Below are 26,256 nucleotides of genomic sequence, written 5' to 3' on the forward strand. Positions count from 1 at the left end.
TCATGCTTTAAGCAGGTTAATATTTTCGTTAATACGGTCCTGAATGAGTTGTAGCGTGTTTTTCGTTATTTGATTATCAAACAAGCTCTGAGCTCTATTGCTAAAACCTTCTGCCACAGCGCAGTATCGGTCAATAATATTTTCCGCCAAACTGGGTGATAAGTCTGCTTCTTTAACGCCGAGCGAGACCATGATTTTGCGGTTAATATTCAGAGCCTCGCCCATAATATCCATCTGATGGTAGCCGCCTGGGCCTTCACAAAAGGTAACATCGTAGGCTGGGGCTAGCTGCCACTGACCCTTGGCTGACATTATATAAGCAAAGTTTTTAGGGTGGTCATCACGGTTATTGAATACCACATTAAACACCGCTCGTTCAAAAGCACTGGTTTTTTCGCGAGCATCATTGGTACATATTTGTGTCGCCCGCAAAAAATTTGCATAGTCTAATGCGCCTGGAGACTGGTAATTAGCACCAGTAAAGGCAGCAAGGCTTTGCATGGGAACGCGCATATTATTGAGCCGGTCAAAGCGTTTAGTGGCAAAAGCCGCCTGACCATTTGGTAAGTTAAAATGCAGGGTGTCGGGAGTGCTAATACCGCACTCGCGCAGACACTGAGAATAGACAGCTTCAATCGCACAAACTTCAGGATGTTCTGCTTGAGCGGGAAATTTAATTAACCAAGCTTCTAAATTTGCAGTTTCAGCCGTGCTAAAAACACCCGTTTCAGGATTGCGATAAAGTAAGACTTTTGGTCGTGCGCCTTGCGGCGAGCCGCCGATTAGCATGAGCTGCTGTAAAAACTCTCCGCCTTCACCATCCAATACCGTTTGTACGTCTTGTGCTATTTTTTCAAGGGTGATTTCTTCAGGCGTCGCCGTATCATCTATTGATACTGGCCTAAACGACATGGCACCCATGGCCTTATCACCAATGTAACCTAGCCGTACTAAAGGGCTGATGCGAGCAGGATTAAGGCCATTACGCTTAAACAAACGATCCATCAGCAGCATGCCCCAACCATCGGGTAAGGCATCATAAACGGGGCCCGGTAACCCTAGCTGATGTGCGGGGAAATCTTTACGTAACTTAGTTTCGTTTAGCGGTAGCAAATAAGACGATAACTCAACGCCCTTACTTAAGGCCTCATCGCTATACTCGAACAAGATTAAAGGGCGACCCGTTAGTGTGGTTGATGAAGCTAGCGTGCCCCAATGCCAGCATTCCCCCCAGCCTTCGTAATAAATGTGTATTTTTTCAGGCATGTTACGACTTCCTCCTAACGCGGTGTCGCTTATTACTTTCTTCAAAGCGCTGTAGATCATCTAAGCTGTCGATCTTGGGCTGAAACAGCGCTTCTAGCTCTGTAATTCGGCCGAGCACCATGGCGATGCGCACTAGAGTTTCGAAGCTAGTATTCTGGCCATTTTCTAGGTTAGATAAGGTATTCACACTCACGCCGGCACGCGCTGCCAGCTCTGCCTGAGTCATTTGCTGGGCAAGGCGCTCTTTGCGCAGCCGCTGACAAAGTAATTCGACGACCTCGCTGGGTTTAGTGAAGGTTAAATCCATTATATTGTGTCTTAAGTGGGCTTTATTGACTTAATGCCCATTATTATAGGTTTTAATTGTAAGGTTCGCCAGTGCGGTTTGCAGTAACGAGAAGGGAATTCTTTCTTGTTCTAAGCGCAAGTTGGCTTGCCAATGGTGTTGTTTAAGTTGCTGATAAAGTGCCTGTTCAAATTCATTTAGATGCGGTAATTGCGCTGCGCTATGGGGGTTGGTTTCTACTCCCCAGAGCGGACGACAGTGTGCTAGGGTGTCGTTGTCCATTAGTAGAGATTGCGCCTGTGGAAAGTAGCCGCGTAACTGCGAGAGCATAGCAAAGCCATGGCTGTCGATATCTCCCCAATAGTGAATACGACAGCTTGCCAACCAAGGCACGTTTTGTAGCATTTGCACACCATAGCCTAAGCCGTAGATCACTAAGGCGTTGCGCACGGGCGGAAAGGCCAAGCCATTCACTTTGTTCTCGGTAATGAATACCCGGTCGAGTAACAGATCCAGTTTGCTAAAAGCGCTTAGCGGAATACTCAGCTCGTCGAGCCCGCCTAGTTCGGCGGCCAGCGCGGGATCGAGCAGCCGAAAACTGACTGTGGGTTGCTCGTAGTTAAGGCCGTAGCGTTTTTCAAAACCGTGCTCTCTTAAGCCGCTAATGCTGTCATCTATTGCCGTGGCGGGCAGCAGTTGGTCGAGTAGTATTTTAAGGATCGGCTTATGAGCTTCAATAAACTTACTGTCTACGCCAGGTATATCGAGCTGGCGTATATAAAGCCCCGGCCTGGGCTGGTTGACTAAATAACGGCACACCGCCAGTAGTTGCGGCCAGCAACCGGCATATTTACCTATAGTGGCGGCGGCTTGTGGTAACCAGTGGCTAAGTTCGGGGAAACGGTTGCTAATTAGCGCGCAGTCGCCAACAAAGTGGCGCCAACTTTGTAGTTGACCGACAAAGCGCGCCAATGCCTCCATATTGGCAAATTCGATGGCCACCGGTAAACGCTGGCGGCCCATGGTTGAGAATTGAAACTCGTGTTCAATGAGTGTCAGCTCTTTTACCCTTGCCAGATCATTGCGCAGTTGCACTAGTTGGCGTTGATATAAGGCAAAGTCATGTAACAGTTGCTTATCACTGAGGCGAGGGAGCTTGACTTGGTAGGGAAAGTCGAGCGTTTCCTCTAGCCAAGCTCGGTGCCAGCCTAGGCGCTGCCACTGTTTAGTGAGCTTGTTGCGAATGGCCTTAACATCCAACATAAAGCTAGTTTATCTCCTGGATCATTTGCTGATAAGGCTGTAATTGTTGTTGCTGAGAGTGCTGATCTAACTGCTGGCGATATTCGGCAATAGTCATATTAAGCACCATAGAGAAATTTTGCTGCTGATCGACAAAGTGCACATGCTGCACATAGTGCTCTATGATATCGATCTTTTGTAATGGCGTAACCAGCAACAATTGCAGACCCAGTTTTTTAAATAATTCTAGGCCAAAACGGGTGCTGTCTTTTGAGCCACGGGCAAAGGCTTCGTCGATCACCACTAGGTTAAAGCGGCGGCGCTGCTGCTGGCCTTCTTGGCCTACTAGCCGGTATTGCAACAAGATGGCGGCAGCCAGAATAGAGTAGGCGAGTTTTTCTTTTTGGCCGCCTGACTTACCTCCGGAATCTGAATAACATTCTTTTTCGCTATTATCTTCACGATAACGTTCAATTACGTTAAATAGCTGCCAATAACGTACATCTACCACTTTTTTGGTCCATTTTGGCTCATTGCGCATTTGTTCAATTAAGCTTTTAACCTGTTCAAACTTTTGTTCTGAATATAAGTTGTCGTCGGTGGCGTATTCTACGCATTGCTTCAGTCGCTGTTTAAATTCGCGGATCTCGACATCCGGTGAGGCCACGCCATCCACTTCTATATAGGTGCCATCTTGATAATCCAGCGCGTGTAGCGACTGGTTGATTAAGCGAATGCGCGCAGCTATGTCTTCTTCTTGGCGGTCGAGCTGGCTGCGAAATAGCGCCATGGCACGAATAGTGTCTTGATTCAGCATATCTTTAAAGCGCTGTTCGTGGCGTGGCAAATCTTCTTGCTGCAACTGGCTCAATAGCGCTTGATACTCCGCTAACGCCGCTAAACTTTGGTCTAACTCGGTGACATCGTTAGGGAAGGCGTAACCAAATTGGCCCATTGCCTTGATCATTTGGCTTTCTTTGCGACCGCGCTTTTCTTCTAGATGCTGAATTTTATCGTTTAACTTACTGCGTAATAAGCTGCCCTGGCTGCCCAGCATTTCTATACGCAAATTCTCGTGGGCGCAGTGTTGGCGGAATAACGCGCTAAGGCTTGGGAAGTATAGATCTTGAGTGGTTTGGGCTAAGGCCTGCAACTGAGCTTCACTTGCTGCTAACGCTTGACTGAAATGCTCGATTTCAGTGTCTAGCTTACCTCGTTCGGTGAGCCGTTGATCTCGCCGCTCTTGTAGCTTGGTATGGCTTGCTTTGGCCGTTTGCAAGGTGTGTTGCAGTGCTTGCAACTGATCGGAAGATTGTTCGAGCTGTTGATATTCTTGTTGTAACTGCTCTATGTGCGCCGTTAATTGCGGCCAGTTAAGCTGTTCAAAGTCGAGATCAAATTCCGCCAGATTCAAGGCTTGGCGACGAACTTCATCCAACTGTTCACGTTGTTGTTGATGCGCTGCTAGTTGCGCATGTAGTGAGGTGATTGCTTGTTGCAGTTGCTGATATTGGGCGGTTAACAGTTGTATTTTTTGCTTGTTGCTCCAACCCAGCACATAACGGCTTTGGTCGTTAATGGCATAACGGTCATCTTTTTCATGGCGAGAAGGGCCAGACTTTATCTGCCCTTGGGCGGTGAGGCCTTTATTGCTACGGCGAAAATCGTCCAAATTAGCACAGCAGTGATAATTAAAGCGCTGCGCCAGTTCTTTATCTAGCCAGGCATACAGCGGGCTATCGGGCTTGATCTCCACTTTATCGGGCAACTGGCCGGTATTGGGCTTAATGGGTACATAATCGGTTAATGGTTTCACTCTGTGATACACCAAGCGCGAACCCAGTTTGGTTTGCTCAATAAAGTTGCTGACCGACACATATAAGTGCTCGGGTACCAGCAGGCTAAGGGCAAAGTTATGCAGCACTCGTTCGATAGCGCCTTGCCAAGCCTGTTCGTGGGGCTTTATTTGTAATAGCTCGCCAACGAAGGGTAGCTCGGTTTCGGGCACATTTAATGCGGCACTAAGTTGCTCGCGGATCTTAAGCTGACGCAAGGGGATATTAGACTGGCGCTTTTTTAACGCGGTAAGTTCATCGTTAATGGCACCTTGTTGAGACTGTTGTTGGTTTAAGTCTTGCTTGAGGGTGTCTCTTTGTTGCTCTTGCTGTGTTTGTTGCTGACTAATGTGCTCAACATGCTCTTTAGCTTGGGCTAAGTTACTAACAAAGGTGTCGGTGGTTAGTTGCTCATTCAAGCCTAAGGCACGCACCAGTTGTTGATAGCGATGGGCGTTGCCTTGGCGTTGATCGCGATCTTTGCCGAGGCGCTGTATATCTGTGGTTAATTGCTGTAACCGACCGCCACCTTGGCTATAAATGTCTTCGCTCAGCTGCTCAATTTGCAAGAAGTGCTGGTTTAGCTGTTCGGTGAGCTGTTGTAAGTTGAGGTTAACTTTATCTTGGTCTTGGCGCTTTTGCTGTAGCCGTTTTTGATATAAGGGCACGGCGAGGCTGGCCATAAACACCTCGCTGAGATCGCGACTGTGATTGAAGTGCTCTTTTTCTTGCGCAGCACTTAGCGCGTCATTACCCAATTGGCTCACGGGTTCAAGCAAGCTCACTTTTTGTCGTGCTGCCACCACTGCATCATGCACGCGTTTAAGGGCGTCATAATTGCTTTCTAGCTCAACAATCTGTTTTTCTATCTCAGGCGCAGTTAGCATATTTTGCCGCACAAAATCAGTCACCGATCCGACCGACTTCATAGAAATTGTTTGGTTGAACAATTCCAGTGCGCGACCATCGGCACCCAAGCCTAGCAGTTTACTAAAGCACTGTTGGTAGGGGGCAAAGCTGTCAAATATCTCGATACCAGCCTGTTTGCGGAGACTTTTTCGAAGGTCGACTATCTTGCTGCCAAAGTGAGTGAAATGGCTGGCTAAATCCAGTTTAATAGGGGCGACCACAAACAGTCGGCGAACTTTACGCTCGCCGGGCTTTAGCCAAAATACTTGCGCCAAGGTGACGTCTTGCGCTAATGCCGAGGAATAAAATTGCGCCAGTAATACGCTGTAATGATCTGCGCCGCGCAAACCCACGGCCTTGGCTTTACCATAGTCATCTTGCTGGGAGGTGTAATAACCGTGAAAGTAAGATTCAAGTGAGCGCTCTTTATCATCGGCCCCTGCGGCCTTATTAAAGGCGACCTTGCGCGGTGGCACTAGCAGGGTGGTTAGCCCGTCTACCAAGGTGGACTTGCCACTACCAATGTTGCCGGTCAGTAGGCTGTTATTACCGGCGAGGTTAAGCTGCCAAATTTTTTGATCGAAGGTACCCCAATTCAGCACTTCAAATTGTTGCAATCGAAAGCCATTTAAGGCGCCGGCATTGGCATCAAGATCAGTGCCGGCATGAGTCAGTTGGGTATCAGTCATCTTTTTGCTCCTGCTGTGGCGTTAGCAATTGGCTAAATTCGGCAATCTGTTCGGCATTAACAAAGGCCTTGATGATGCGCTGAACTTCAAAGTCGTTGGGGTGATTGGTAATGCTGCTAAGAAACCCCATTTCGATGACTTTTTTGATCAAGGCATCGTATTCACGCTGTTGTTTTAGCTCGTTGCTTACCTCTGGGCTGTAAGGCTGCAACCATTGGTATATTTCTTGGCGGCTCACGATCAATCGCGGGGCGCTCTCTTGGTCGTCGTGTTCGGCCAGTCGCTTACGCAGCGCCACCAATAATAGGGTTTGCGCCAAGGTGAGGCTGCGCCTAGAGATCAGGCGCGGTAATTCGGCATCGTCATTTTCAAACTGCAGCTGTGCCATAAAGGCATAGCCTTCGGCTTCATCTAGCGTTAGCCCTAAGCCAAGGTGTTGAAAATAATCACGAATAGACTGTTGATCACGCAGCAGTTGCTCCCATAAATCCCGATGACGAGCGCGATATACCGGACCTTTAAGTAGTTTTATCAACAATGCTGACTGGTCGCGCTGTGCTTGTTCTGAAAGCGCATGGCTAGTTAAGGTGTCTGACATATCAGCGGCTCCGAATAAAGGTGATGGTAGGTATTTGAATGGTGCGAGTCAGCTCTGGCTCAGGCTGCCAGCGAATGGTTTGTTGTTGTTGCTCGTCAATATGGGCGGGCAGTATTTGCTCGCAAGCCAGCTTAATATAGGTCAGCAGCTCATCTAAGCCATAGCGCAGTGGGTAGCGTGTAATAACTTGTTCCAGCGTGGTTTGGCCACCGTTATCGAGTAAGCATTGGCTAATGTTTTTTTGTAACTGGAGTTCATCAATATGGCTAATCGCTAACAAGGGCGTGAGGTCAACTTGAGCGGTGGCGTCGCCTAATTCTGGCTGTGAGTTAAGGTGTTCGCTGCCTTTATCTTGATACAGCTGGCGACTAAAAATAGTATTAATGGCTGCTTGGGTGCCCGCCAGCGTGGTTAGCTCGGCTTTCAGGTCAATGGTGGGCTGGTCGCTTGCTTGCGGTGAAAGGCGTTGATGAGCAAGGGCTTCAAACTGATTAATTAGCTCGATAATGCGCCGATTATCCTGAGATTGTTCCTGAATATAACGGCGTAGCTGATCGGTAATTTGCTGGCGAGTGCCGTGCACCTTGGCGCCGGCCTCTAATAGATAACTATAAAGATGGCTCAGCAGTGCGTCTTGCTGCACTAATACTTTACCTTGCTCTTGGTCAAGCAGCTGTTGCAGATTGTGGCGCATGCTGTCGCGTAATTGCGGCGTCATCAATAATTCAAAAAAGGCGCTAAAGGACTGACCTTCGTCGGAGTCATCAATCACATCTTGATGGCTAAAGATATGATCTAACACTTCGCCTTTATGGCCACCGCGTAGGCTAATAGTTTTGCGGGTTTCTTTGTCGAGGCTACGAAAGTTGGCTTCCACTTGGCGAAAGTCCCCCAGCAGTTGCCGTGACATATTGGCGAGCAAGAACAATCGTTCACGTATTTGTGTGTCGGAGAAGCCGCTGTCTTGGCCCAGTTCGACGGCGATGATCTCTTGTTCTATTTCGGCCTTGCGTGCTTGCAGGGTGTGCAACTTGGCTGTGCGGTCTTCGCTGGTGCCTTGCACCAACTCGCCAATCAAGTCGAGCAGCATCTTGAGTCGTGATTCGGTGCCCACAAACTGGCGGCCTTGTATTTCTTCTAACCAGCGCAGTACTTTTTCGACTTCTGGCAATAAATCGCATTCTGGCTCATCGGCCTGCTGCGGCAGGTATTTGCGTAAATAGCCGCCTTTGGCATTAATCCAATCATCAATATAGGCCCGTGCCGACTTGGGGTATCTTTCTTCGCCGTAGCTGTCGGTAATATTAAATAGGTGCTGCTCTAGCATCGATACTAATTCTAAATAAGGAATGCTGCGTCTGTTGGTGGCAATAAAAGCATGATGAAAAAAGCTTGCCAGCAAGGCGAAGTGCTGAGAGCGCAATAAGCGCAAGGCCAAGCTGTGCTCTTTAAACTGCTCAAGCTGGTCATAATTTAGGGCGGTATTCATAAGCAGGCTCCAGGCAATAGGGCTTTATTGGTGATGGCAGCTAGCTGCTGGTGATCCGCGAGCGCCAGCGGATATTGGGCCGGATTAAGCCGATAATCGGCTGAGCAATCGACCAGCCATTGCTGCATAACATAGCCGAGCAAGGCTTCTCGTATTTCTAGGTTAAGCCGATCTTGGTGCATGCCATAATCGAGTGCTATGGCCTGTGGGTACGGCAATTTAGGGTGTGCCATTAAAGTGAGCGGCAAAATATGATGCCAGCTGGCATCTTGTGCCTGCTGCTCGCAGTCAGTTACTGTTTGGTCTAGCGGCTGAATACGGGTAAAGCGAGTTAATACAAAATCACGAAAGCTCTGGCTGCGTCGGTCGAAGGCGCGTACATGCCAGCGCCGACCGTTATTGACTAAAGTGTGAGGCACCAACTCGCGACTTTGCTGGCCAGAAGACAAAGAAACATAATCGCAGCTAATGGCTTGGCGTTGGCTAATGGCCAGCAGCAGCGGCGCTAATAACTGTTCGGCCGGCATAATAGTGGGCACCGCATTCAAGCAAATACCGCTCAGGTTCGGCCCCATGGTGAGCCCTTGCCAAGCGTGCTTGCTGAGTTGGTCGAGTATCAGCTGGGGATCATGTTCGAACAATGGGGCAAAAGCCGCGGTGCGGTAATACAGCTTGGTATCGTGGCGCAGCGTTAGGTTGTTGGGGGCTAATTCTCGATAAAGAGCTAAATCACGAGTGCCCGATGCCAGACCGGTTTTAAAGGTTTGCAGCAAGTCGGTGCGCGCCACTTGGCCAAAATAATGTAAACAACAGTCGATAAAACGCAGCCGCTCACGCTGGGCATGAGGGTAAGCAGTAAGGTCCAGTGTTTGTGACATAAAATCTTGAGACATAGTAGCCAGCCAATAATGAACATGACTGAATCATAATGATTAGACCGGCATGGTGCAATCATTATGATTAGATCGGGTTGTTTTACTCCAGCTCTAAGGCGAGATCCTGACCTGCGTGAGGAAGACGTCTGAAATACAGCGCCAACAACAAAACACCGCATGATATGAACGGTACTAATTTTACTTAGATATGAGAGTCACTGCCGGCAAATTTCATCACAGGCGGAGATCAAGCGTTCGGCCAGCATTTTGCTGTGGGTAGAGAGCTTATCTTGGGCGTGTAGGGTGAGCTCTAGGTTGGGCACGGCGGGTAGGCCGTCTTGCTCGGTTAAAATTCTATGTTCTGGCGTAACCAAGCGCCGTGGTAACAGTGATATGCCAAAGCCGGCTTCTACGGCACAGCACACGCCAGACAAGCTGGTGCTGACATACGCGAGTCGCCAGCTGCGTCCGAGTCGGTCGAAGGTGTGGGCCATTTCGCTACGATATAAACCGCCAATGGGAAAGGTCACTAATGGCACAGGGTCGCGACTAAGGTTGTTGCTGTGTAGGCTGTCAATCCAACATAGGGGCTCGGGCCAGCTGGCAAGGCCGGGGGCGCTGCTTTCGCGTTGTTTTACTAAGGCTAAATCCATATCGCTACCCTGAAACTCTTGCCAAATATCGCTGCATAGGCCGCTGGTTACTTCGAGTCGAATGCCGAGGTGCTGATTAGAAAAAGCCGCTAGGGTGGGCATAATGGCGTGAGTGGCAAAGTCTTCGGGTACCCCTAAACGAATTTTTTGTTGCTCGGCGCTAATGCTGGTTTGGGCTATGGCTTCGTTCATCATCTGCAAGATGCGCCTAGCATAGTTTAATACCCGCTCGCCTTCTAGAGTGGGGGTAATGTAGCGTCCTTTGCGGTGTAATAGCTCGCAACCAAATTGCGCTTCTAGTTTGCGCACCTGTTGGCTAACGGTCGATTGAGTAAGATGGGTGCTTTCACCGGCACGAGTAAAGCTGCCGGTATCGGCCACCGCAATAAAGCTGCGTAGTAAAATGGGATCTAAAGTAACGTTTAAGTTCATGGTTTTCTCTGAATGCAATGAAGGGTGAAGAGGGCAACATAAGAACAGCTGTAAGCGATCAGCTTTAAGCCGTCAGTTAAAAGCAACAGCAAAACACATGCTAGTATCGAGTATGACGAAGTTTCAGGGACTCGTTTTAAGTATTAGTAATTAAAGCATTTCAAGCTTAGCGCTGTTCTCTTTGTCGTGCTCTTCACTCTTTACCCCTCGCACTGTACTGGGTAGTGGCTTAGCCACTAGTTTCCATTAAATTATTTAATTTATCAATCTAGATGCTTTGTTATACAATAACGAGGTTGAAATAAGACACTATCATTTAAACAGCTATGCCGTTCGGCGTGGCTTTTGTCGGCAACTGGCCGGCCCCTCGTATTAAAGGACAGAAATCATGGCCCGTAATACCTATTATGCACCTAAGGGCGGTTTGCCGCCTCAAACTCAGCTGATCCACGATCGTGCTGTATTTACTGAAGCTTATGCCGTTATTCCTAAAGGTGTCATGAGCGACATCGTTACCAGCTTCTTGCCTTTTTGGGATGAAACTCGCCTGTGGGTTATCGCGCGCCCGTTAAGCGGTTTCGCTGAGACTTTCTCACACTACATCATGGAAGTTTCTCCAAAAGGTGGTAGTGATAAGCCTGAGCTAGATAAAGGCGCAGAAGGCGTTATTTTTATCGTTGAAGGTGAAATGACGCTGACCCTAGAAGGCAAAGAGCACCACATGGACTTAGGCGGTTACGCTTACTTGCCAGCCGGCGCCAACTGGAGCGTTCGCAACAACAGTGGCGAGCCTGTACGTTTCCATTGGTTGCGTAAAGCGTACGAATTTGTTGATGGTATTGATGTACCAGAAGCGTTCGTAACTAACGAAAATGACATTGAGCCTACGCCAATGCCAGACACTAACGATGCATGGGCAACCACTCGTTTCACTGATCCAACGGATCTGCGTCACGATATGCACGTGAACATTGTAACTTTCCAGCCAGGCGGCGTTATTCCATTCGACGAAACTCACGTTATGGAACACGGTCTGTATGTATTGGAAGGTAAAGCGGTTTACCACTTGAACCAAGACTGGGTTGAAGTTGAAGCAGGCGACTACATGTGGTTGCGCGCTTTCTGCCCACAAGCTTGCTACGCTTCTGGCCCAACTCGCTTCCGTTACTTGCTATACAAAGACGTTAACCGTCACATGGTGTTGAACTCTTCACCTGCTTACCGCGGCCGCTAAGCCACAGTAAGTTGCAGCTTTTTAGTTGCAGCAAGTAAATTAAAAGGGCAGCCCACGGGTTGCCCTTTTTAATGCGTATGAGACGCCGTGCGCCTTACGCTATACGTCTTACGTCTCTAAGGTCTCGTTTTGTGTTTAACGTACCGCGTAGGACGTAAAGCGTATGGCTTTCCCTTACCCCAACAACAACCGCTGTAATTGCTGTAGTGAACTGACTTGATAATGCGGCTGTATGCCTTTGGGGGTAGGGTGGCCGGCGCTATTGAGCCAGCAGGTGTCTATGCCGGCATTAAGGCCACCTAAAATATCCGAGTGCGGATTATCACCCACCATTAAAATTTGCTCTTTGGGTGGATGGCCCATCAGCGTAAAGGCATGCTCAAAAATAGCCACATCGGGTTTAGCCACACCCACTTGTTCTGAGATGACTAAGGTATCAAATGCTTGTTGCCAGCCGGCACGGGTTAAGCGGATATGTTGCATAGCGCTAAAGCCATTGGTAATAATGCCCAGTTTCGCTTTACCCTGTAGTGCTGATATTAACTCAGGCGCGCCGGGCAAGGGCGGCGATACCTCGGCCATGGCACTTAGGTAGTCTTGATTAAGGCGCTCTGTGGTTACATTTAACCGCTCAGCCCAGTCTTTAAATCGAATATGTTGTAATTGAGCGGCATTAATGGTGCCGTTTTGATAATCCACCCACAGTGGCGCACTTAAGGTGCGATAGTCTTGGTAGTCTTGTGCAGTAAAATTAACGTCAAAAGTCTCAAACATACGCGTTAAGCCAAGAAACGCATCAAAATGAAATAACGTTTCATCGGCATCAAACAAAACCCACGAATAACGCATAGTGTTATTGCCCTTATTTATTGTCGCTGCTTGCTAGCTTTTAGCATAAATGCGGTTAGTGTAGAGGGTTCGCCCGAGTAAAGACAAGTTTTGCTAATAGTTAGTGGCTGTTTATGCTGCTTTGGGCTGTGAGTTTTGGCGCTTATTAATAGCGCGGTGTGTTATTTACTTTGTGATACAAGGCAACAGCATGGAATTTTCTAACTGGTTAGCGCTGGCCACTATTTGTGTGGTAGGAGCTATTAGCCCTGGGCCAAGCTTGGCGGTGGTTATGCGTAATACCATGAAAGGTGGGCAAAGCCATGGGGTGCTAACGGCCATTGGTCATGGTACGGGCGTGGGCTTATATGCACTGTTAACCGCCTTGGGGTTGGCGCTGGTTATTGCCAATCACCCTTTGTTATTTGACGGCATTCGTTATGGGGGCGCCGCCTTTTTAGCTTGGTTGGGTATTAAGGCGTTATTGGCTAAACCGAGTACCCAAGATGAGGGAGAAAGGGTACAGCAGGTGGCCGGCCGACAAGGCGCGTTTGAAGGTTTTATGGTGGCGTTTTTAAACCCACAATTAGCTATCTTTTTTGTGGCCTTGTTTAGTCAGTTTGTTCATGCCGATACCAATTGGCAGCAAAGCAGCATTATGATGCTAACCGCTGGCGGGATAGATGCACTTTGGTATGTGCTGGTGGCCTTGGTGCTTTCTCGTGGACCGGTATTAGTCTGGCTAAAAGCCAAGTCAACTTGGTTAGATAGGCTAAGCGGTGTGGTGCTTTTAGCATTGGCACTTAAAGTTGTGCTATAGCTTTTTTTGAACTGAATAGGTCTTAGCTTGCTGTTTTGTAATTATGTAAATGTGACCTAGCTTAAAGATTGCTACATCGGGTGATCGCGCATATAGGCCAATAAAAGCGTATTTTACGAGCTTGTTATCTCTATGTAACGCTTTGTATTAATTGAGTTTGTTTGCTTTTTTTTTTGCTGCTGCGCCCCCATTTTTTGCGGTTGCTGCGCTATTGTCTTTTAGTCGTAGAGCGGCTTGTTTATTTTTGACATGAGTAAATAATGTCTGGGTATTCAACACGATTTAACCAATATGCAGCGCATATACAATGTATAGCGATGCCTAGCGCAGACCTAGTCAGGCGCAGTAGCAGGAGACTTTAGAATGTTTGATGAAGCAATCACGGCACAACGTTGCCAGTGGGCACCTTGGCAAAGCAAACTCTGTTCAGCTGAACAAGCCGCTGCGTTAATTAAAGACGGTATGACGGTCGGCATGAGTGGATTTACTCGTGCCGGTGAAGCGAAAGCCGTACCGATGGCGTTGGCCGAAATGGCCAAAACAAACCCGCTGTCTATTACGTTAATGACAGGGGCTTCTTTGGGTAATGACCTAGACCGTTTGTTAACAGAAGCCAATGTATTGGCACGCCGTATGCCATTCCAAGTGGATAGTACATTGCGTAAAGCGATTAACGACGGCAAAGTGATGTTTATTGATCAGCACTTGTCAGAAACCGTCGAGCAGTTGCGTAATCATCAGTTGCCTAAAGTTGATGTGGCTGTGATTGAAGCTTGCGCTATTACCGAGGGCGGCGGCATTGTGCCCACTACGTCATTGGGTAACTCGGCCAGTTTTGCTATGGATGCCGATAAGGTCATTATTGAATTAAACTTAGCTGCTCCCTTAGCGCTGCAAGGCTTGCATGATGTGTATTTCCCTGAAATGCGCCCCGAGCGTACGCCTGTGCCCGTGGTTGCCCCTAACTCGCGCATTGGTGGTACTGAAATTGCTATTGATCCGTCAAAAATTGCGGCCATTGTGGTTTCTAATATTCCTGATAGCCCTTCTACGGTATTGCCGCCAGACGAAGAGACTCAAAGTATTGCGGATCACTTAATTAAGTTTTTTACGTATGAAGTTGAGTCGGGGCACTTAACGCCGTCGTTATTGCCGCTGCAAGCTGGTATTGGCACTATGGCGAACGCGGTAATGAGCGGTTTTGCTCATGGCCCTTTTAAAAACCTCACCATGTATTCAGAAGTGCTGCAAGACTGTACCTTTGATTTGCTCGATGCCGGCGTAATGGACTTTGCATCAGGCTGTTCAATTACGCTGTCTGAAGAGCGTGGCAAAACGGTGTGGAATAACCTAGATAAATATCGCGACCGTTTAATTTTACGCCCGCAAGAAATCTCAAATTTGCCAGAAGTGGTGCGTCGCCTTGGTATTATTGCTGTTAACACGGCACTAGAAGCCGATATTTACGGTAACGTTAACTCTACTCATGTGTGCGGAACGCGCATGATGAATGGTGTGGGTGGCTCGGGTGACTTTGCTCGTAATGCTCATATGTCGATTTTTGTGACTAAGTCTGTGGCTAAAAACGGCGATATTTCTAGTTTTGTGCCTTTTGTTAGCCATGTAGATCATAACGAGCACGATGTTGATATTTTAGTGTCTGAGCATGGCTTGGCTGATTTGCGAGGCCTAGCACCCCGTGAACGTGCACAAGTGATTATTAATAACTGTGTCGATCCTAGCTATCGCCCTGCATTGCAAGCTTACTTTGATGAAGCCTGTGAGCGCGGTGGCCATACCCCACATTGTTTAGAGAAAGCACTGTCGTGGCACCATGCGGTGAATGTAGAAGGCAGTATGCGCAGCTTTATTAAAGAGCAAGAGTTAGCCGAAGCTGAAGCATAGTTACAGATAAAGTGAAATATAAAGCCCGTTTAGCGATAGCTAAGCGGGCTTTTTTTATTATTTTTAATATTTGGTGAAAAGGTAAGTCAGTGTTGCTCGCTGGGTTAAGCGTGTAAGGCGATGTTCTGGCAAAGGTAAGCAGAAAGACAGAGCATTCAATACGGCACTAAAAGTTGTTTTTTACGATTAGGGCTACCCTCGCTTTGTTAGAATAGTTGTGCGCTAGATCAAGTTTTGTTAGGATATTTGCGCAAGTTACTGCGGTTTTCCTGATTTAACCAGCAAGATCTAAGCATTAACCTAAAAGTAACAAAATAGCTTACCTGTAATAGAAAGGCGTAAACAGAATTTGTTACAACTCAATAAAACGATAACAATTAAATAGAAAGCCCATTTAGGGCCGTTCATTTCTTATCATTATCCACCGGACTTAGCCGTTGAACCCTACACCTTTGCTTACGCTGACTGATAAATGGCACGACATAGCGTCGTTGTCACAAATTGGCGTGGATGGCGTAGGCGTGGTTAGCTTGGTGATGATGTTAGAAGTAATCAGTGAATGGTTATTATCTTGGGCCGGTTTGTCGGGTGATGTGCTTGAATATCAAGCTCAACTTAGTGACTTACTGCCCATAGAGACTATTCAATCTCTTATTATTACTAGCTTGCTCGTCTTTGTGCCTTTATTACTGCAGTGGCTATTATTGCTGTTGTATTTGCTGCTGCAAACGCTGCATTGGCCACGCTTAACCTCGGTTAAGCCCAATTTTGACTCTCCGCTCCCACAATACAGCGTACTGCGCTCCGATCACGGCTGCCGCGCTCCCCCTTTGGCCCTCTCTGGGTTTTAGCACTCCTTAGGCTCAAATAAGTACTTTTACTGATGCTTGCTGCTGACTTTTAGTTAGTTAACACAGTAAAGACTGGTTGACGTCTGCATTCGAGTGTTTGCCCCATATTGGGTCTGCGTGTTGTTAATTATTGCGCATTTGCTTGTTTGGTTTATGCCCGCAAATGTAGCTTATTCATCTACACGGATACCTCTCATGGTCTTATCGCTTGGCGATAAGGTAATTCCTTAAGGAATAGGGGAAAGGGTTCTTGTTTATGCAAAACCTAGTTATTCGAAATTCATTACTGTCGGCTTTAAAAACCGCGTTGATTGCTGGCACAAGCGCCTTAATGCTGGCCGGTTGCCAAGGCGGCGTGCTTGACCCTAAGGGCCAAGTGGGCGTCGATGAAAAGCACCTGATCGTGATCGCCACGCTCTTGATGCTAATTGTGGTGGTGCCGGTTATTTTTATGACGCTGTTTTTTGCGTGGAAATATCGCGAAGGCCGCACCCAAGAAATCTATACACCTAAGTGGTCGCACTCCACCAAAATCGAGTTAGTGGTGTGGATTATTCCCATCATTATTGTGGCAATTCTAGGAACCATAACTTGGCGCTCTACGCATGATTTGGATCCTTACAAGCCATTGGTGCATGAGAAAGATCACATAGTGGTAGAAGTTGTGTCACTGAATTGGAAATGGTTGTTTATTTATCCTGAGCAAGGTGTGGCATCCATCAATGAGTTGGCGTTTCCTACCGATGTACCGGTGGAATTTAAGATAACGTCAGACACCACCATGAACTCGTTTTTTATTCCGCAACTCGGTGGCCAAATTTATTCTATGGCCGGTATGGAAACCCAGCTGCACTTAATTGCCAATGAAGCCGGCACTTACGACGGTTACTCCGCCAACTACAGTGGTGAAGGTTTTAGCGGTATGCAGTTTAAAGCCATAGCTACACCCGATGAAGCAGGCTTTGATGCTTGGGTTAATAAGCTCAAACAGTCACCCAACACCTTAAGCCCTGCGACTTATGCGCAGCTGGCTAAGCCGAGCGAAAATAACCCTGTGCAATATTTCGCAAATGTGAATCCAGGAATGTTCCACCACATCTTGCATCAGTTTATGCCGAGCATGCACGGCGAAAAAGCCGTGGCCAGTGAGCAGGGCCTAGATGCCTCGCACACAATGCACGACATAAACGATGAGATGACCATGGAGACTGAAAAATAATGTCCTTGCTAGGAAAACTCACATTAGACGCCGTACCGTACCATGAGCCTATTATTATGGTCACGCTGGGCGTAGTGGCAATTGTCGCCTTGGTGATTGCCTTTTTGATCACAAAATATAAAAAGTGGATGGTGTTGTGGCGCGACTGGATTACGTCGGTAGACCATAAGCGTTTAGGTATTATGTATATTATTTTGGCGTTTGTGATGTTGGTGCGCGGCTTTGCCGATGCCATTATGATGCGAACCCAATTAGCGCTCTCGACCAATGGTGCCGATGGCTACTTGCCGCCGGAGCATTACGATCAAATCTTCACCGCCCACGGTGTCATCATGATCATCTTTATGGCCATGCCATTTATGATTGGTTTGATGAACATAGTGGTGCCCTTGCAAATTGGTGCGCGGGATGTGGCCTTTCCGTTCTTGAATAATCTTAGCTTCTGGCTAGCAGTGTCGGGTGCGGTATTGGTGAACATTTCACTGGGCTTGGGTGAGTTTGCTAAAACGGGCTGGGTGGCGTATCCGCCGCTGTCCGAGATGGATTTTAGTCCGGGGGTTGGGGTGGATTATTACCTCTGGGCCTTGCAAATTTCAGGTATCGGTACCTTGCTAACCGGTGTGAACTTCTTGGTTACCGTATTTAAGATGCGCACGCCTAGCATGAAGTTGATGCAAATGCCGATTTTCACTTGGACCTGTACTTGGGCCAATATTTTGATCGTCGCGTCCTTCCCGATATTAACCGCAGTATTGGGTATGTTAACGCTAGACCGTTATGTGGACTTCCACTTCTTCACCAATGAAGGAGGCGGGAATGCCATGATGTACATCAACCTGTTCTGGGCTTGGGGTCACCCCGAGGTGTATATCTTAGTGCTGCCAGCATTCGGTATTTTCTCTGAAATTATCTCTACCTTTACTGGTAAGCGTTTGTTTGGTTACAACTCCATGGTGTATGCCAGCGGTGCCATTTCGGTATTGGGCTTTATCGTTTGGCTGCATCACTTCTTTACCATGGGCTCCAGCGCTAACGTTAACGCCTTTTTTGGCGTAATGACCATGATTATTGCGGTGCCCACCGGCGTTAAGTTGTTTAACTGGTTGTTTACTATTTACCGTGGCCGTTTGCGCATAACGGTGCCAGTACTGTGGACGTTGGGCTTTATGACCACCTTTACTATTGGTGGTATGACAGGCGTATTACTGGCCTTGCCCGGTGCCGACTTTGTGTTGCATAACAGTCTGTTTTTGATTGCTCACTTTCATAACACCATTATTGGTGGCGCTGTGTTCGGTTATTTGGCCGGCTTTGCCTTTTGGTTCCCGAAAGCCATGGGTTTTCACTTAGATGAAAAGCTGGGCAAGGTTTCCTTTTGGTGCTGGCAGATTGGTTTCTACGTAGCCTTTATGCCCTTGTATGTGCTGGGCTTTTTAGGCATGACGCGTCGTATCAATCATACCGACAACCCCGCTTGGAACTTCTGGCTATATTTAGCCGCCGTGGGTGCTGTGTTTATTCTGGTGGGAATCGCAGTGCAGTTCTATCAGTTGTATAAGGCCTTTCGTGATCGCGAACTAAACCCTGATGTGACAGGCGATCCTTGGAATGGTCATACGCTGGAATGGTCTACCTCTTCACCGCCGCAGTTTTATAACTTTGCCGAGCTGCCAATGGTGGAAGACATAGATGCCTTTACCCATATGAAAGAAAAAGGCAGTGCCTATCAGGCTCAGGCTGACTACCAAGCGATCCATATGCCGAGAAACACCAGTACGGGCGTGCTGATTGCCGCGGCCATTACTGGTGCAGGCTTTGGTGCCATTTGGCATATTTGGTGGTTAGTGATTGCCAGTTTGCTGGCCAGCTTTGTGGTATTTCTATGCCGCGCTTATGACAGTGACACCGACTATTACGTACAGCCCGATGAAGTTAACGCCATCGAGTCTGCGCATATACGTAGCCAAATCAAGGAGGCCTGATGCAAGCCGTAGCGATAGATAACAATCAAGTGCAGCCACACTCGCACTCATCTGAGCATCACGATACCAGTGGCAATACGCTGTTTGGTTTTTGGCTCTATTTAATGACCGACTGTTTGTTGTTTGCCTCTGTATTTGCCACCTATGCGGTCTTGTATATGAATACCGCTGGTGGTCCTGCTGGCAAAGACTTGTTTGACTTAAACTTTGTGCTAGTGGAAACCGGTGTCTTGTTGGTCAGTAGTATTACCTACGGCTTTGCCATGCTGGCCGGTCATCACCATAAGCGTGGTACTACTTTGCTGTGGTTATTGGTGACCTTTGCATTGGGTGCCTGCTTTATCGCCATGGAGGTGTATGAGTTTCAACATCTGATCGCCGAAGGGGCGGGCCCCAGTCGCAGTGCCTTTTTGAGTTCCTTCTTCACCTTAGTGGGCATGCACGGTTTGCACGTGACTGCCGGCTTGGTGTGGATGGCTATCTTAATGGTCGAGCTGGTGATGAAAGGCACACAGCCTCGCACCTTGACGCGTTTAAGTTGCCTGAGCATGTTCTGGCACTTTCTTGATGTGGTGTGGATTTGTGTATTTACCGTGGTCTATTTATTAGGGGCAATGGCATGAGCAGTCATGATATAACCGCCGATCACGGCAGTGTGTCTTCTTATCTAACAGGTTTTGTACTGTCTATTTTGTTAACCGCCATACCATTTTGGGCGGTAATGACCGGCCAAATGAGCAGCAGCCAAACGCTGTTTGTAGTGGTTGGGTTAGCAATAGTACAAATTTTTGTTCACCTTAAATACTTCTTACACCTGAGCTTTAAGCCTAACAGTCGGGCCAATACGGTGGCATTTTTGTTCTCCGCTTTGGTGATTATTATGGTGGTGGGTTTATCGGTGTGGATCATCATTAGCTCTAACGAAATGATGATGTAACGCAAATAAAATAAGTAACGTCGGCCAAAGGGTTTACTCCTGCGACACGCCATCTTTGGCATGTCACGGTTAGCGGAGTAACTCCCTTTGGCTTCTTTGCTGAACTTGGTGTCGTTTGTATCGTCACTGAGGGGAAAATACATAGCGGGATATGCATCCCGAGGGGATTTTATGATCCGACCTTATTTAAAGGTAACCAAGCCCGGCATCATTATGGGCAATCTTATTTCTGTGGCGGGCGGCTTTTTTATGGCGGCGCGCGGCAATATCGACTGGTCTTTGATGTGGGCAACCGTGCTTGGTTTATCGCTGGTTGTAGCCTCTGGCTGCGCCATTAATAACTGTATAGACCGCGATATAGATGTGCGCATGCAGCGCACTCGTCATCGAGTGACGGTCACTGGCGAATTGTCGGGCCGCGCCGCTTTGATCTACGGCCTGATACTGGGTGTCATCGGTTTTTTTGTATTGGCGATATTCACGAACGCAGTGGCGCTAAGCTTTGCTGTATTGGGCTATGTGGTGTATGTGGGTGTTTATAGCTTATATATGAAGCGTCAGTCTGTGTACGGCACTCTGGTCGGAAGCTTGTCTGGTGCTGTGCCGCCTGTGGTGGGCTATTGTGCCGTAACTGGCCAATTTGATATGGGAGCTGCCATCTTGCTGTTGATGTTCAGCCTGTGGCAGATGCCGCACTCTTATGCCATCGCCATTTTTCGCTACCAAGATTATGCGGCGGCCAATATTCCGGTGCTACCTGTAGCCGAAAGTGTTGCCAAAGCTAAGCGGCAAATCGTGCTTTATATTGCCGTATTTTGTTTGGTGACGACGTTATTGCCGCTTAGTGGCTACACTGGGTTAACCTTTATGGCGGTATCGTGCGCCACCAGTTTATGGTGGTTGGTGCTGGCCTTTAATGGTTTTTATAAAGGTGTAGAAGAAAAGGGTTGGGCGCGGCGAGTGTTTGTGTTGTCGATTATTACCATTACTGCCATTAGCCTAACCATGGCGCTAGATTTTAAAGCCGTGCCCGACACTTTGTTGGTGTTGAACCACTAAGGTGCAGGCTCTATTTTTGATGTTGTGCCCTTTAGCTAAAGCAGCTCATCCAACTGCTTTGGCTTTTCTATATCCATTTATTTTGGTATTTGGGCGCCATTTAGTCCATAGAGTGCAGGCCGATCATATTGCCTTCGGTATCGGCAGCGAGGGCAATAAATCCGTAGGGGCCAATAGCAAATTTCTCTCGTATCACTTGGCCGCCGTGGGCTTGTACTCGACTCGCCTGCTCGGCACAGTCATCACAGCTAAAGTACACCAAAGTGCCGCCACCTCCGGGTGAGACACCGTCCATTTTTACCAAGGCACCACAAGCACCGCTAGCGGTTTCTTCACCCGGAAACATCCACATATCGGGCCAATCTTCAGCCCTGTTTTCTGTAGGCTCTAACGTTATTTGTAACACGGCTTCATAAAAAGTGCGTGCTCGTGTCATATCTGCTACGTAGATTTCAAACCAAACTATCGGATTCGCTTTCATGACTAGCTCCTTGGCTGCGGCCGAAACTGGCACCAGTATTTAGTATAGCGAACGCTGTTTTGTGCCGTGGTTAATCAACGCAATGGCGTTTATGGAGCAAGCAGCGTGAATAAATCACACTGGGGCGGCTATAAGGGTTCATGAGACGCCAGATGGGTGCGAATTAAATCTGCTAGCTGACGCGCGGGCTCAGAAGGGCGCCCCACAGATCTGTGCAGGGCAATTTCAACAGACTGCAAGGGCGGCATGCCACTGCGCTCGTCAATTACGCGCAGTTGGCTGGTCAGCATATTTCGCGTGACCACTACGACCGCCAACCCGGCCACCACCACCGGCATTAATCCGGTCATCGACTGGCTAGAGTAGGCCAGTCGCCAGTCGCGCCCAGCAGAAGCCAAGGCTTGCTCTGCTACATCTTTAAACACATCGGCGCCCGGCGAGTAGAGTGCTAACGGAATAGGATCACTCAAAGAGGGTTGCGCCTTGGCACCCACGGCCCACACTAATGGCTCGCGGCGGATCACCTCGCCTCCTGGTGAGCGAACCTGACGGGTCACTATGGCTAAATCTAGGGTGCTGTCTTGTACTTGATTGATAAGCTCTACACTCGAGCGACAAATGACTTGCAGTCTAATGGCGGGAAATAACTGACTAAAATGCGACAACACTGAGGTCAGTAAAAATGCATAATCTTCTGGAATACCCAGACTCAGCTCCCCAGACACTTGGCGTTGCTGAAGGTCGTCAATGGCTTGGTTATTGAGCGCCAGCATCTCTCTTGCATACCCCACCAGCTTTTGCCCCTCAGCGGTAAGGCGTATACGACGACCATCGCGCTCGTGTAACGCCACCCCCAAAGCCGACTCTAGACGATTTAACTGCATACTCACCGCCGATTGCGTGTAAGCAAGGCGTTCTGCCGCTTTGGTAACCGTGCCGGTATCTGCCAGCACCACCAGCGTATGCAAGGTGTTGAGATCAAGAATGTGACGTCTCAAGTATCAATCCTTGTGATGATAGTTATCAAATAATGTCGATTTTGTGATGTTTTGAAAGTGTATAGAGTCGTAGCTTCACTCACAACACTAGCATGACAGGAGTAACGACGATGAGTCATTTGGCAGTTTCCTCACCCCATTCGATTGTTCTCAGTGTGTTATCGGCATTGATCGCCGTTATTCTGTGGGCCATTGCCCCTTTGTTGGTGGATGCCGCAGGTGTGGTGCCGCCGCTACGCTTGGCCAGTATCGCTTTGTTTAGCGGTGCGCTGGCCGCTTTACCCATGGCGCTGCGTCGCCATAAGCAACGCCAAAACACAGCGGCTGTGCCCATGCGTTGGAAGTTGGCTATTTATGGGTTGGTGCCGGCATTAATGCTGGGCGCAGTAGGCAGTTATTTGGCCGGCATGGGTAAAGCTCCGGCGGCTGAAGCGGCACTCATTACTTATACTTGGCCGGTGATGTTTATTGTGATCAGTCATTGGATGTTTTATCGACATCTATCCATGCCGGTGTTGCTGGGGGCGCTTACCGCGTTTTGTGGCGCCGCTATTTTATTGTCACCGGAATCATCAAATGTAGGGGGCGCTGAGCATGGTCTGGGTTATGCTTTGGCTTTACTAGCGGCTTGCTGTTGGGCTTTATATTCTTGGATTTGTCAGGTTGCCCCTGTGCCCATTGCGCCTATGATGCCCACTTTGTTTTTAATTGCGGCGAGTGGGGCGGCGGCTGGCGATATATTATTAGGTGGAGCCGCTGGCCTACCTTCAGGAAGTGCGTTAGCGGCCGGTGTCGCCTTGGGGCTGGGGCCTTATGGGTTAGCAATGGTGGCATGGGACTTAGCATTGCGCAGTGGCCCTGCGGCATTGGTGGGGAGTCTTGCCTATGCGGTGCCGGTATTGGCTGCGGCTTTTTTGGTGATTGCAGGTATAGCCGCACCGGATTGGCGATTGCCAGTGGCTGCACTGCTGGTGGTGGCTGGCGCTATTATTGCTTCAATGAAGCGCAGAAAGCAGCCATCGGGGGGCGCGATCTAAATAGAGAAAGTGATTAGGACGCTGCCAAAAAAATGCCGAAGCTTAGGCTTCGGCATTGGTAGATAGCAGTAAGAGACGACAGCTTACTTGGTTGCTTCTTCCTCTTCTTTAAGTCGACCAACAGGGTCTAGGGTATCTTCTTCATCACTGTGGCGCTCTTTATGGGGCACTATGCCTTGCTCATAAGCCATAATATGGGCAATACGCGGGCCTGTCCAAAGTACCGGTAACAGTAATAACGAAACCGGGGCGGCAGTGATAACAATAAAGGATTGCAGCGCGTTAATACCGCCTTCTCCCATGCGTAGCAATACTGCTGCTACTAAGCCCATGGTGAGTGCCCAAAAAATACGGTCACGAGTACGAGGGGTATGATCACCACTAATGGCCATAGCAATAGCATAAGCCATGGAGTCACCTGTGGTTGCCACAAAAACAATGGTTAACACCAAGAAGGCGGGCACCATAAATTCAGCAAAAGGCAATTGCTGGGTAATACCCAGAAGGGCTGCGGGTAGGCCACCTGCTTCTAACGGAGCTGAAATAACGCCTGCGGTTGTTTCTTCATAGAAGATACCCGCGCCACCTAATACAGCAAACCAGAAGTTAGTTACTAATGGCGCCATAATAGCCACGGCTACCACTAACTCGCGCAAGGTGCGACCGCGAGAAATACGGGCAATAAACAGCGCCATCATAGGGCCGTAACCAATAAACCAACCCCAGAAAAACAAGGTCCACCAAGCCATCCAATCGCCTTCAGGGCGAACTAAGGCCAGCGGCATAAAGTCTTTTAGGTATAAGCCCATGCCGTTCATGAAGGAGTCAACAATGAAGCCACCTGGGCCAAATAACAAGATCATGGCAATGAGCACCAAGGCTAAAACAACGTTAGCGCTAGATAACCACTGAATGCCTTTATCAATCCCGGTTGACGCTGAAATGGTATAAATTAATACTAAGCCACCTAGGATCATTAACTGCAGGCTATAGTTATTTTGCCAGCCCAGTAGCGCTTCAAAGCTAAAACCTAATTGGGTCGCTAAGAAGCCAATCGGGCCGATAGTGCCCGCCGCAACGGCGACAATAGACACCACATCGGCAACAGTACCAATCCAATGGGTTTCAATCTTTTCCCCAAAAATAGGGTAAAGCAACACGCGAGGGCGCATAGATAAGCCTTTATGGTAGTGTGCATACACTACGATTAAGGCTGATAAAGTACCCAGTGCCGCCCAAGCCATAAAGCCCCAGTGCAAAAAGCTTTGTGCTAAACCGGCAGAGATTTTTGACACACCTTCAGCTTCGGCAAAGGTCGGTGGTGTACTTAAGTAGTGGTACATTGGCTCGGCGGCAGACCAAAACACCCCGCCTCCTGCCAATAAGGTACACATAATAACCGCGAGCCACTTAAAGGTGGCGGCATCGGGTGTGATGTGCCCACCTAAGCGTATGTCGCCGTATCGGGTAAAGCCAAGCAGCAGTGCTATGACTAAGTTAGCTAACATCCACAATTGCCACATAGGACCAAAAACGTCGATCACCCAGGCAAAGCCGGTATTGATCCATTGGGTCATTTGTTCAAGGTCAAATAGTGCGAGTATTACGAAGATTAGGAGGAAGCCACCACTTAGGCCGGCCACGAGACGTTTGTCGTTCGTTCGGGGTTTAGAAGAGTTCATTACTTCACTTTGTTCAATGCATGAACGCGCCAATTGTACATAGCTAGGTGTGAAATGTGAAGTAACAGCTGTTTTTTTCCGCAGCTTATATATGATTTACTAGGTGAGTTATATATAAAGTCTAAGCTGATAATTTAATAGCAGCTTACCAAAGATAGGGTATTTAAATTTATGCTTCGTCCTCGCGTGACACCTCATCAATTAGTGCACCAGCATCAACCATTAGATGACAATATGTTGGGCGTAATGTGTTGGAACACGCAGAAGTTAACGCTTAGCCCAGAGTTTGAGTTGTGTTTAACGCAATTACTCGCTCAGTTTCCTACTCGGTTATTGCTACTACAAGAAGCTAAGCTGGCGTTAAGCCAACGGTTAAGCTTAGACGGCTGGTCTTATGCCGTCTCCCCTAATATTCAAACACAATCGCATTTGTTTGGTGTGCTAACAGCGGGCGAATGCGCTTTTGACGATATCACCACTGTATTAAGTCAGGGGCGAGAGCTCACCTTTGCCACTCATAAAAGCCAAGTGATTACTCATCATCCATTGCAGGGTGGCGATACTTTATTGGTGACCAATATTCATGCCATTAACTTTGTGCGCCATGGCCAGTTTCACCAAGAAATTGCCATTTTAAGGCAAATATTATTGCAGCATAAAGGACCGTTAATCGTCGCCGGAGACTTTAACGTATGGAGCCGCTCGCGCCGCCTATATTTAGCGCAGTTTTGCCGTGCTATGGGGCTTAAAAAAGCGGTGATGGAAGATGCCAAATACATTAAAACCTACCGTAATCAGCCGTTAGATTTTATCTTTTACCGAGACTTAAAACTTAAATCAGCGATTGCCATCAACACCCCTACCGTTTCAGATCATAACCCCATTTATGCTCAGTTTTCGCGTTAAACGATAAATAAACAGGTTGCGCTGGCTGGTAGTGACTCTTTAT

The 26,256-nt window shown here is 48.2% G+C and carries 23 protein-coding genes; 11 read left to right on the plus strand and 12 right to left on the minus strand.

Features of this window, described 5'->3' with window-relative positions:
* The 8 genes from J3U76_RS08360 to J3U76_RS08395 all read right to left on the minus strand — a co-directional run bounded on the left by J3U76_RS08360 (position 1) and on the right by J3U76_RS08395 (position 10,274).
* A complete protein-coding gene (locus tag J3U76_RS08360; RefSeq protein WP_208005511.1) occupies positions 1 to 1,266 on the minus strand; it encodes a type II toxin-antitoxin system HipA family toxin in 1,266 nt (421 codons plus the stop codon).
* Between the two features lies 1 nt (position 1,267).
* Positions 1,268 to 1,573, minus strand: a complete 306-nt coding sequence (locus tag J3U76_RS08365; RefSeq protein WP_208005512.1) for a helix-turn-helix domain-containing protein — start codon at positions 1,571 to 1,573, stop codon at positions 1,268 to 1,270.
* Positions 1,574 to 1,603: 30 nt separating this feature from the next.
* Positions 1,604 to 2,815: a Wadjet anti-phage system protein JetD domain-containing protein gene (locus J3U76_RS08370; protein ID WP_208005513.1), complete on the minus strand. Its 1,212-nt coding sequence runs from the start codon at positions 2,813 to 2,815 to the stop codon at positions 1,604 to 1,606.
* Positions 2,816 to 2,819: 4 nt separating this feature from the next.
* Entirely contained in the window at positions 2,820 to 6,227 is a 3,408-nt protein-coding gene (locus J3U76_RS08375; RefSeq protein WP_208005514.1) for an ATP-binding protein, read from the minus strand.
* Positions 6,220 to 6,825: a DUF4194 domain-containing protein gene (locus tag J3U76_RS08380; protein ID WP_208005515.1), complete on the minus strand. Its 606-nt coding sequence runs from the start codon at positions 6,823 to 6,825 to the stop codon at positions 6,220 to 6,222. Before J3U76_RS08380 ends, J3U76_RS08375 begins: the two co-directional genes overlap by 8 nt.
* A gap of 1 nt (position 6,826) precedes the next feature.
* A complete protein-coding gene (locus J3U76_RS08385; RefSeq protein ID WP_208005516.1) occupies positions 6,827 to 8,314 on the minus strand; it encodes a DUF3375 domain-containing protein in 1,488 nt (495 codons plus the stop codon).
* Positions 8,311 to 9,207 carry a WYL domain-containing protein gene (locus J3U76_RS08390; RefSeq protein WP_208005517.1) on the minus strand — a complete coding sequence of 299 codons (897 nt, stop codon included), beginning with the start codon at positions 9,205 to 9,207 and terminating at the stop codon, positions 8,311 to 8,313. Before J3U76_RS08390 ends, J3U76_RS08385 begins: the two co-directional genes overlap by 4 nt.
* A gap of 197 nt (positions 9,208 to 9,404) precedes the next feature.
* The gene (locus tag J3U76_RS08395; RefSeq protein WP_208005518.1) at positions 9,405 to 10,274 is read right to left on the minus strand and encodes a LysR family transcriptional regulator; all 870 of its coding nucleotides are present in this window, start codon (positions 10,272 to 10,274) and stop codon (positions 9,405 to 9,407) included.
* A gap of 388 nt (positions 10,275 to 10,662) precedes the next feature.
* Between J3U76_RS08395 and J3U76_RS08400 the strand changes: the two genes are divergently transcribed.
* Positions 10,663 to 11,508, plus strand: coding sequence for a bifunctional allantoicase/(S)-ureidoglycine aminohydrolase (locus tag J3U76_RS08400; protein ID WP_208005519.1), 846 nt, complete (start codon positions 10,663 to 10,665; stop codon positions 11,506 to 11,508).
* 174 nt (positions 11,509 to 11,682) lie between these two features.
* Here J3U76_RS08400 and yjjG read toward each other — a convergent pair whose 3' ends face one another.
* Positions 11,683 to 12,357: a pyrimidine 5'-nucleotidase gene (yjjG, locus tag J3U76_RS08405; RefSeq protein ID WP_208005520.1), complete on the minus strand. Its 675-nt coding sequence runs from the start codon at positions 12,355 to 12,357 to the stop codon at positions 11,683 to 11,685.
* A 190-nt stretch (positions 12,358 to 12,547) separates the two neighbouring features.
* Here yjjG and J3U76_RS08410 point away from each other — a divergent pair, with 190 nt between their 5' ends.
* The 8 genes from J3U76_RS08410 (at position 12,548) to cyoE (ending at position 21,109) form a co-directional block, all read left to right on the plus strand.
* Entirely contained in the window at positions 12,548 to 13,156 is a 609-nt protein-coding gene (locus J3U76_RS08410) for a LysE family translocator (protein ID WP_208005521.1), read from the plus strand.
* A gap of 363 nt (positions 13,157 to 13,519) precedes the next feature.
* Positions 13,520 to 15,061 (plus strand): acetyl-CoA hydrolase/transferase family protein, encoded by a 1,542-nt coding sequence (locus J3U76_RS08415; RefSeq protein ID WP_208005522.1) that lies wholly within the window; start codon positions 13,520 to 13,522, stop codon positions 15,059 to 15,061.
* A 437-nt stretch (positions 15,062 to 15,498) separates the two neighbouring features.
* Positions 15,499 to 15,912 carry a hypothetical protein gene (locus J3U76_RS08420; protein WP_243454152.1) on the plus strand — a complete coding sequence of 138 codons (414 nt, stop codon included), beginning with the start codon at positions 15,499 to 15,501 and terminating at the stop codon, positions 15,910 to 15,912.
* Positions 15,913 to 16,168: 256 nt separating this feature from the next.
* The gene (gene cyoA, locus J3U76_RS08425) at positions 16,169 to 17,131 is read left to right on the plus strand and encodes a ubiquinol oxidase subunit II (protein ID WP_208005523.1); all 963 of its coding nucleotides are present in this window, start codon (positions 16,169 to 16,171) and stop codon (positions 17,129 to 17,131) included.
* 5 nt (positions 17,132 to 17,136) lie between these two features.
* Positions 17,137 to 19,113 carry a cytochrome o ubiquinol oxidase subunit I gene (gene cyoB, locus J3U76_RS08430; protein ID WP_208005588.1) on the plus strand — a complete coding sequence of 659 codons (1,977 nt, stop codon included), beginning with the start codon at positions 17,137 to 17,139 and terminating at the stop codon, positions 19,111 to 19,113.
* Entirely contained in the window at positions 19,113 to 19,736 is a 624-nt protein-coding gene (gene cyoC / locus J3U76_RS08435) for a cytochrome o ubiquinol oxidase subunit III (RefSeq protein ID WP_208005524.1), read from the plus strand. Before cyoB ends, cyoC begins: the two co-directional genes overlap by 1 nt.
* Entirely contained in the window at positions 19,733 to 20,050 is a 318-nt protein-coding gene (gene cyoD / locus J3U76_RS08440; protein ID WP_208005525.1) for a cytochrome o ubiquinol oxidase subunit IV, read from the plus strand. Before cyoC ends, cyoD begins: the two co-directional genes overlap by 4 nt.
* Positions 20,051 to 20,221: 171 nt before the next feature.
* Entirely contained in the window at positions 20,222 to 21,109 is an 888-nt protein-coding gene (cyoE, locus tag J3U76_RS08445; protein ID WP_208005526.1) for a heme o synthase, read from the plus strand.
* 100 nt (positions 21,110 to 21,209) lie between these two features.
* On the opposite strand, the gene J3U76_RS08450 is transcribed toward cyoE, so the two are convergent.
* Together J3U76_RS08450 and J3U76_RS08455 are read right to left on the minus strand one after the other, a co-directional pair.
* Entirely contained in the window at positions 21,210 to 21,590 is a 381-nt protein-coding gene (locus J3U76_RS08450; RefSeq protein ID WP_208005527.1) for a VOC family protein, read from the minus strand.
* 128 nt (positions 21,591 to 21,718) lie between these two features.
* Positions 21,719 to 22,588 (minus strand): LysR substrate-binding domain-containing protein, encoded by an 870-nt coding sequence (locus J3U76_RS08455; RefSeq protein WP_208005528.1) that lies wholly within the window; start codon positions 22,586 to 22,588, stop codon positions 21,719 to 21,721.
* Between the two features lie 110 nt (positions 22,589 to 22,698).
* Here J3U76_RS08455 and J3U76_RS08460 point away from each other — a divergent pair, with 110 nt between their 5' ends.
* A complete protein-coding gene (locus J3U76_RS08460; protein WP_208005529.1) occupies positions 22,699 to 23,625 on the plus strand; it encodes a DMT family transporter in 927 nt (308 codons plus the stop codon).
* 83 nt (positions 23,626 to 23,708) lie between these two features.
* Here the strand turns inward: J3U76_RS08460 and J3U76_RS08465 are convergent, their stop codons facing one another.
* Complete coding sequence (locus J3U76_RS08465; RefSeq protein ID WP_208005530.1) at positions 23,709 to 25,307, minus strand: BCCT family transporter; 1,599 nt, start codon at positions 25,305 to 25,307, stop codon at positions 23,709 to 23,711.
* Between the two features lie 171 nt (positions 25,308 to 25,478).
* On the opposite strand from J3U76_RS08465, the gene J3U76_RS08470 reads away from it, so the two are divergent.
* Positions 25,479 to 26,213 (plus strand): endonuclease/exonuclease/phosphatase family protein, encoded by a 735-nt coding sequence (locus J3U76_RS08470; protein WP_208005531.1) that lies wholly within the window; start codon positions 25,479 to 25,481, stop codon positions 26,211 to 26,213.
* The last annotated feature ends 43 nt before the right edge of the window (positions 26,214 to 26,256 follow it).

The sequence above is a fragment of the Oceanisphaera pacifica genome (assembly GCF_017498065.1).
In the GTDB taxonomy this organism is placed as follows: domain Bacteria; phylum Pseudomonadota; class Gammaproteobacteria; order Enterobacterales; family Aeromonadaceae; genus Oceanimonas; species Oceanimonas pacifica.

Bases quoted from the DNA above. Each gene is read 5' to 3' on its own strand.
- cyoE (WP_208005526.1), top strand. From the start codon at position 20,222: ATGATCCGACCTTATTTAAAGGTAACCAAGCCCGGCATCATTATGGGC.
- yjjG (WP_208005520.1), bottom strand. From the start codon at position 12,357: ATGCGTTATTCGTGGGTTTTGTTTGATGCCGATGAAACGTTATTTCAT.
- J3U76_RS08450 (WP_208005527.1), bottom strand. From the start codon at position 21,590: ATGAAAGCGAATCCGATAGTTTGGTTTGAAATCTACGTAGCAGATATG.
- J3U76_RS08375 (WP_208005514.1), bottom strand. From the start codon at position 6,227: ATGACTGATACCCAACTGACTCATGCCGGCACTGATCTTGATGCCAAT.
- J3U76_RS08410 (WP_208005521.1), top strand. From the start codon at position 12,548: ATGGAATTTTCTAACTGGTTAGCGCTGGCCACTATTTGTGTGGTAGGA.
- J3U76_RS08470 (WP_208005531.1), top strand. From the start codon at position 25,479: ATGCTTCGTCCTCGCGTGACACCTCATCAATTAGTGCACCAGCATCAA.
- J3U76_RS08380 (WP_208005515.1), bottom strand. From the start codon at position 6,825: ATGTCAGACACCTTAACTAGCCATGCGCTTTCAGAACAAGCACAGCGC.
- J3U76_RS08460 (WP_208005529.1), top strand. From the start codon at position 22,699: ATGAGTCATTTGGCAGTTTCCTCACCCCATTCGATTGTTCTCAGTGTG.
- J3U76_RS08365 (WP_208005512.1), bottom strand. From the start codon at position 1,573: ATGGATTTAACCTTCACTAAACCCAGCGAGGTCGTCGAATTACTTTGT.
- cyoA (WP_208005523.1), top strand. From the start codon at position 16,169: ATGCAAAACCTAGTTATTCGAAATTCATTACTGTCGGCTTTAAAAACC.
- J3U76_RS08360 (WP_208005511.1), bottom strand. From the start codon at position 1,266: ATGCCTGAAAAAATACACATTTATTACGAAGGCTGGGGGGAATGCTGG.
- J3U76_RS08390 (WP_208005517.1), bottom strand. From the start codon at position 9,207: ATGTCTCAAGATTTTATGTCACAAACACTGGACCTTACTGCTTACCCT.
- J3U76_RS08395 (WP_208005518.1), bottom strand. From the start codon at position 10,274: ATGAACTTAAACGTTACTTTAGATCCCATTTTACTACGCAGCTTTATT.
- J3U76_RS08465 (WP_208005530.1), bottom strand. From the start codon at position 25,307: ATGAACTCTTCTAAACCCCGAACGAACGACAAACGTCTCGTGGCCGGC.
- J3U76_RS08415 (WP_208005522.1), top strand. From the start codon at position 13,520: ATGTTTGATGAAGCAATCACGGCACAACGTTGCCAGTGGGCACCTTGG.
- J3U76_RS08400 (WP_208005519.1), top strand. From the start codon at position 10,663: ATGGCCCGTAATACCTATTATGCACCTAAGGGCGGTTTGCCGCCTCAA.
- cyoC (WP_208005524.1), top strand. From the start codon at position 19,113: ATGCAAGCCGTAGCGATAGATAACAATCAAGTGCAGCCACACTCGCAC.
- J3U76_RS08370 (WP_208005513.1), bottom strand. From the start codon at position 2,815: ATGTTGGATGTTAAGGCCATTCGCAACAAGCTCACTAAACAGTGGCAG.
- cyoD (WP_208005525.1), top strand. From the start codon at position 19,733: ATGAGCAGTCATGATATAACCGCCGATCACGGCAGTGTGTCTTCTTAT.
- J3U76_RS08385 (WP_208005516.1), bottom strand. From the start codon at position 8,314: ATGAATACCGCCCTAAATTATGACCAGCTTGAGCAGTTTAAAGAGCAC.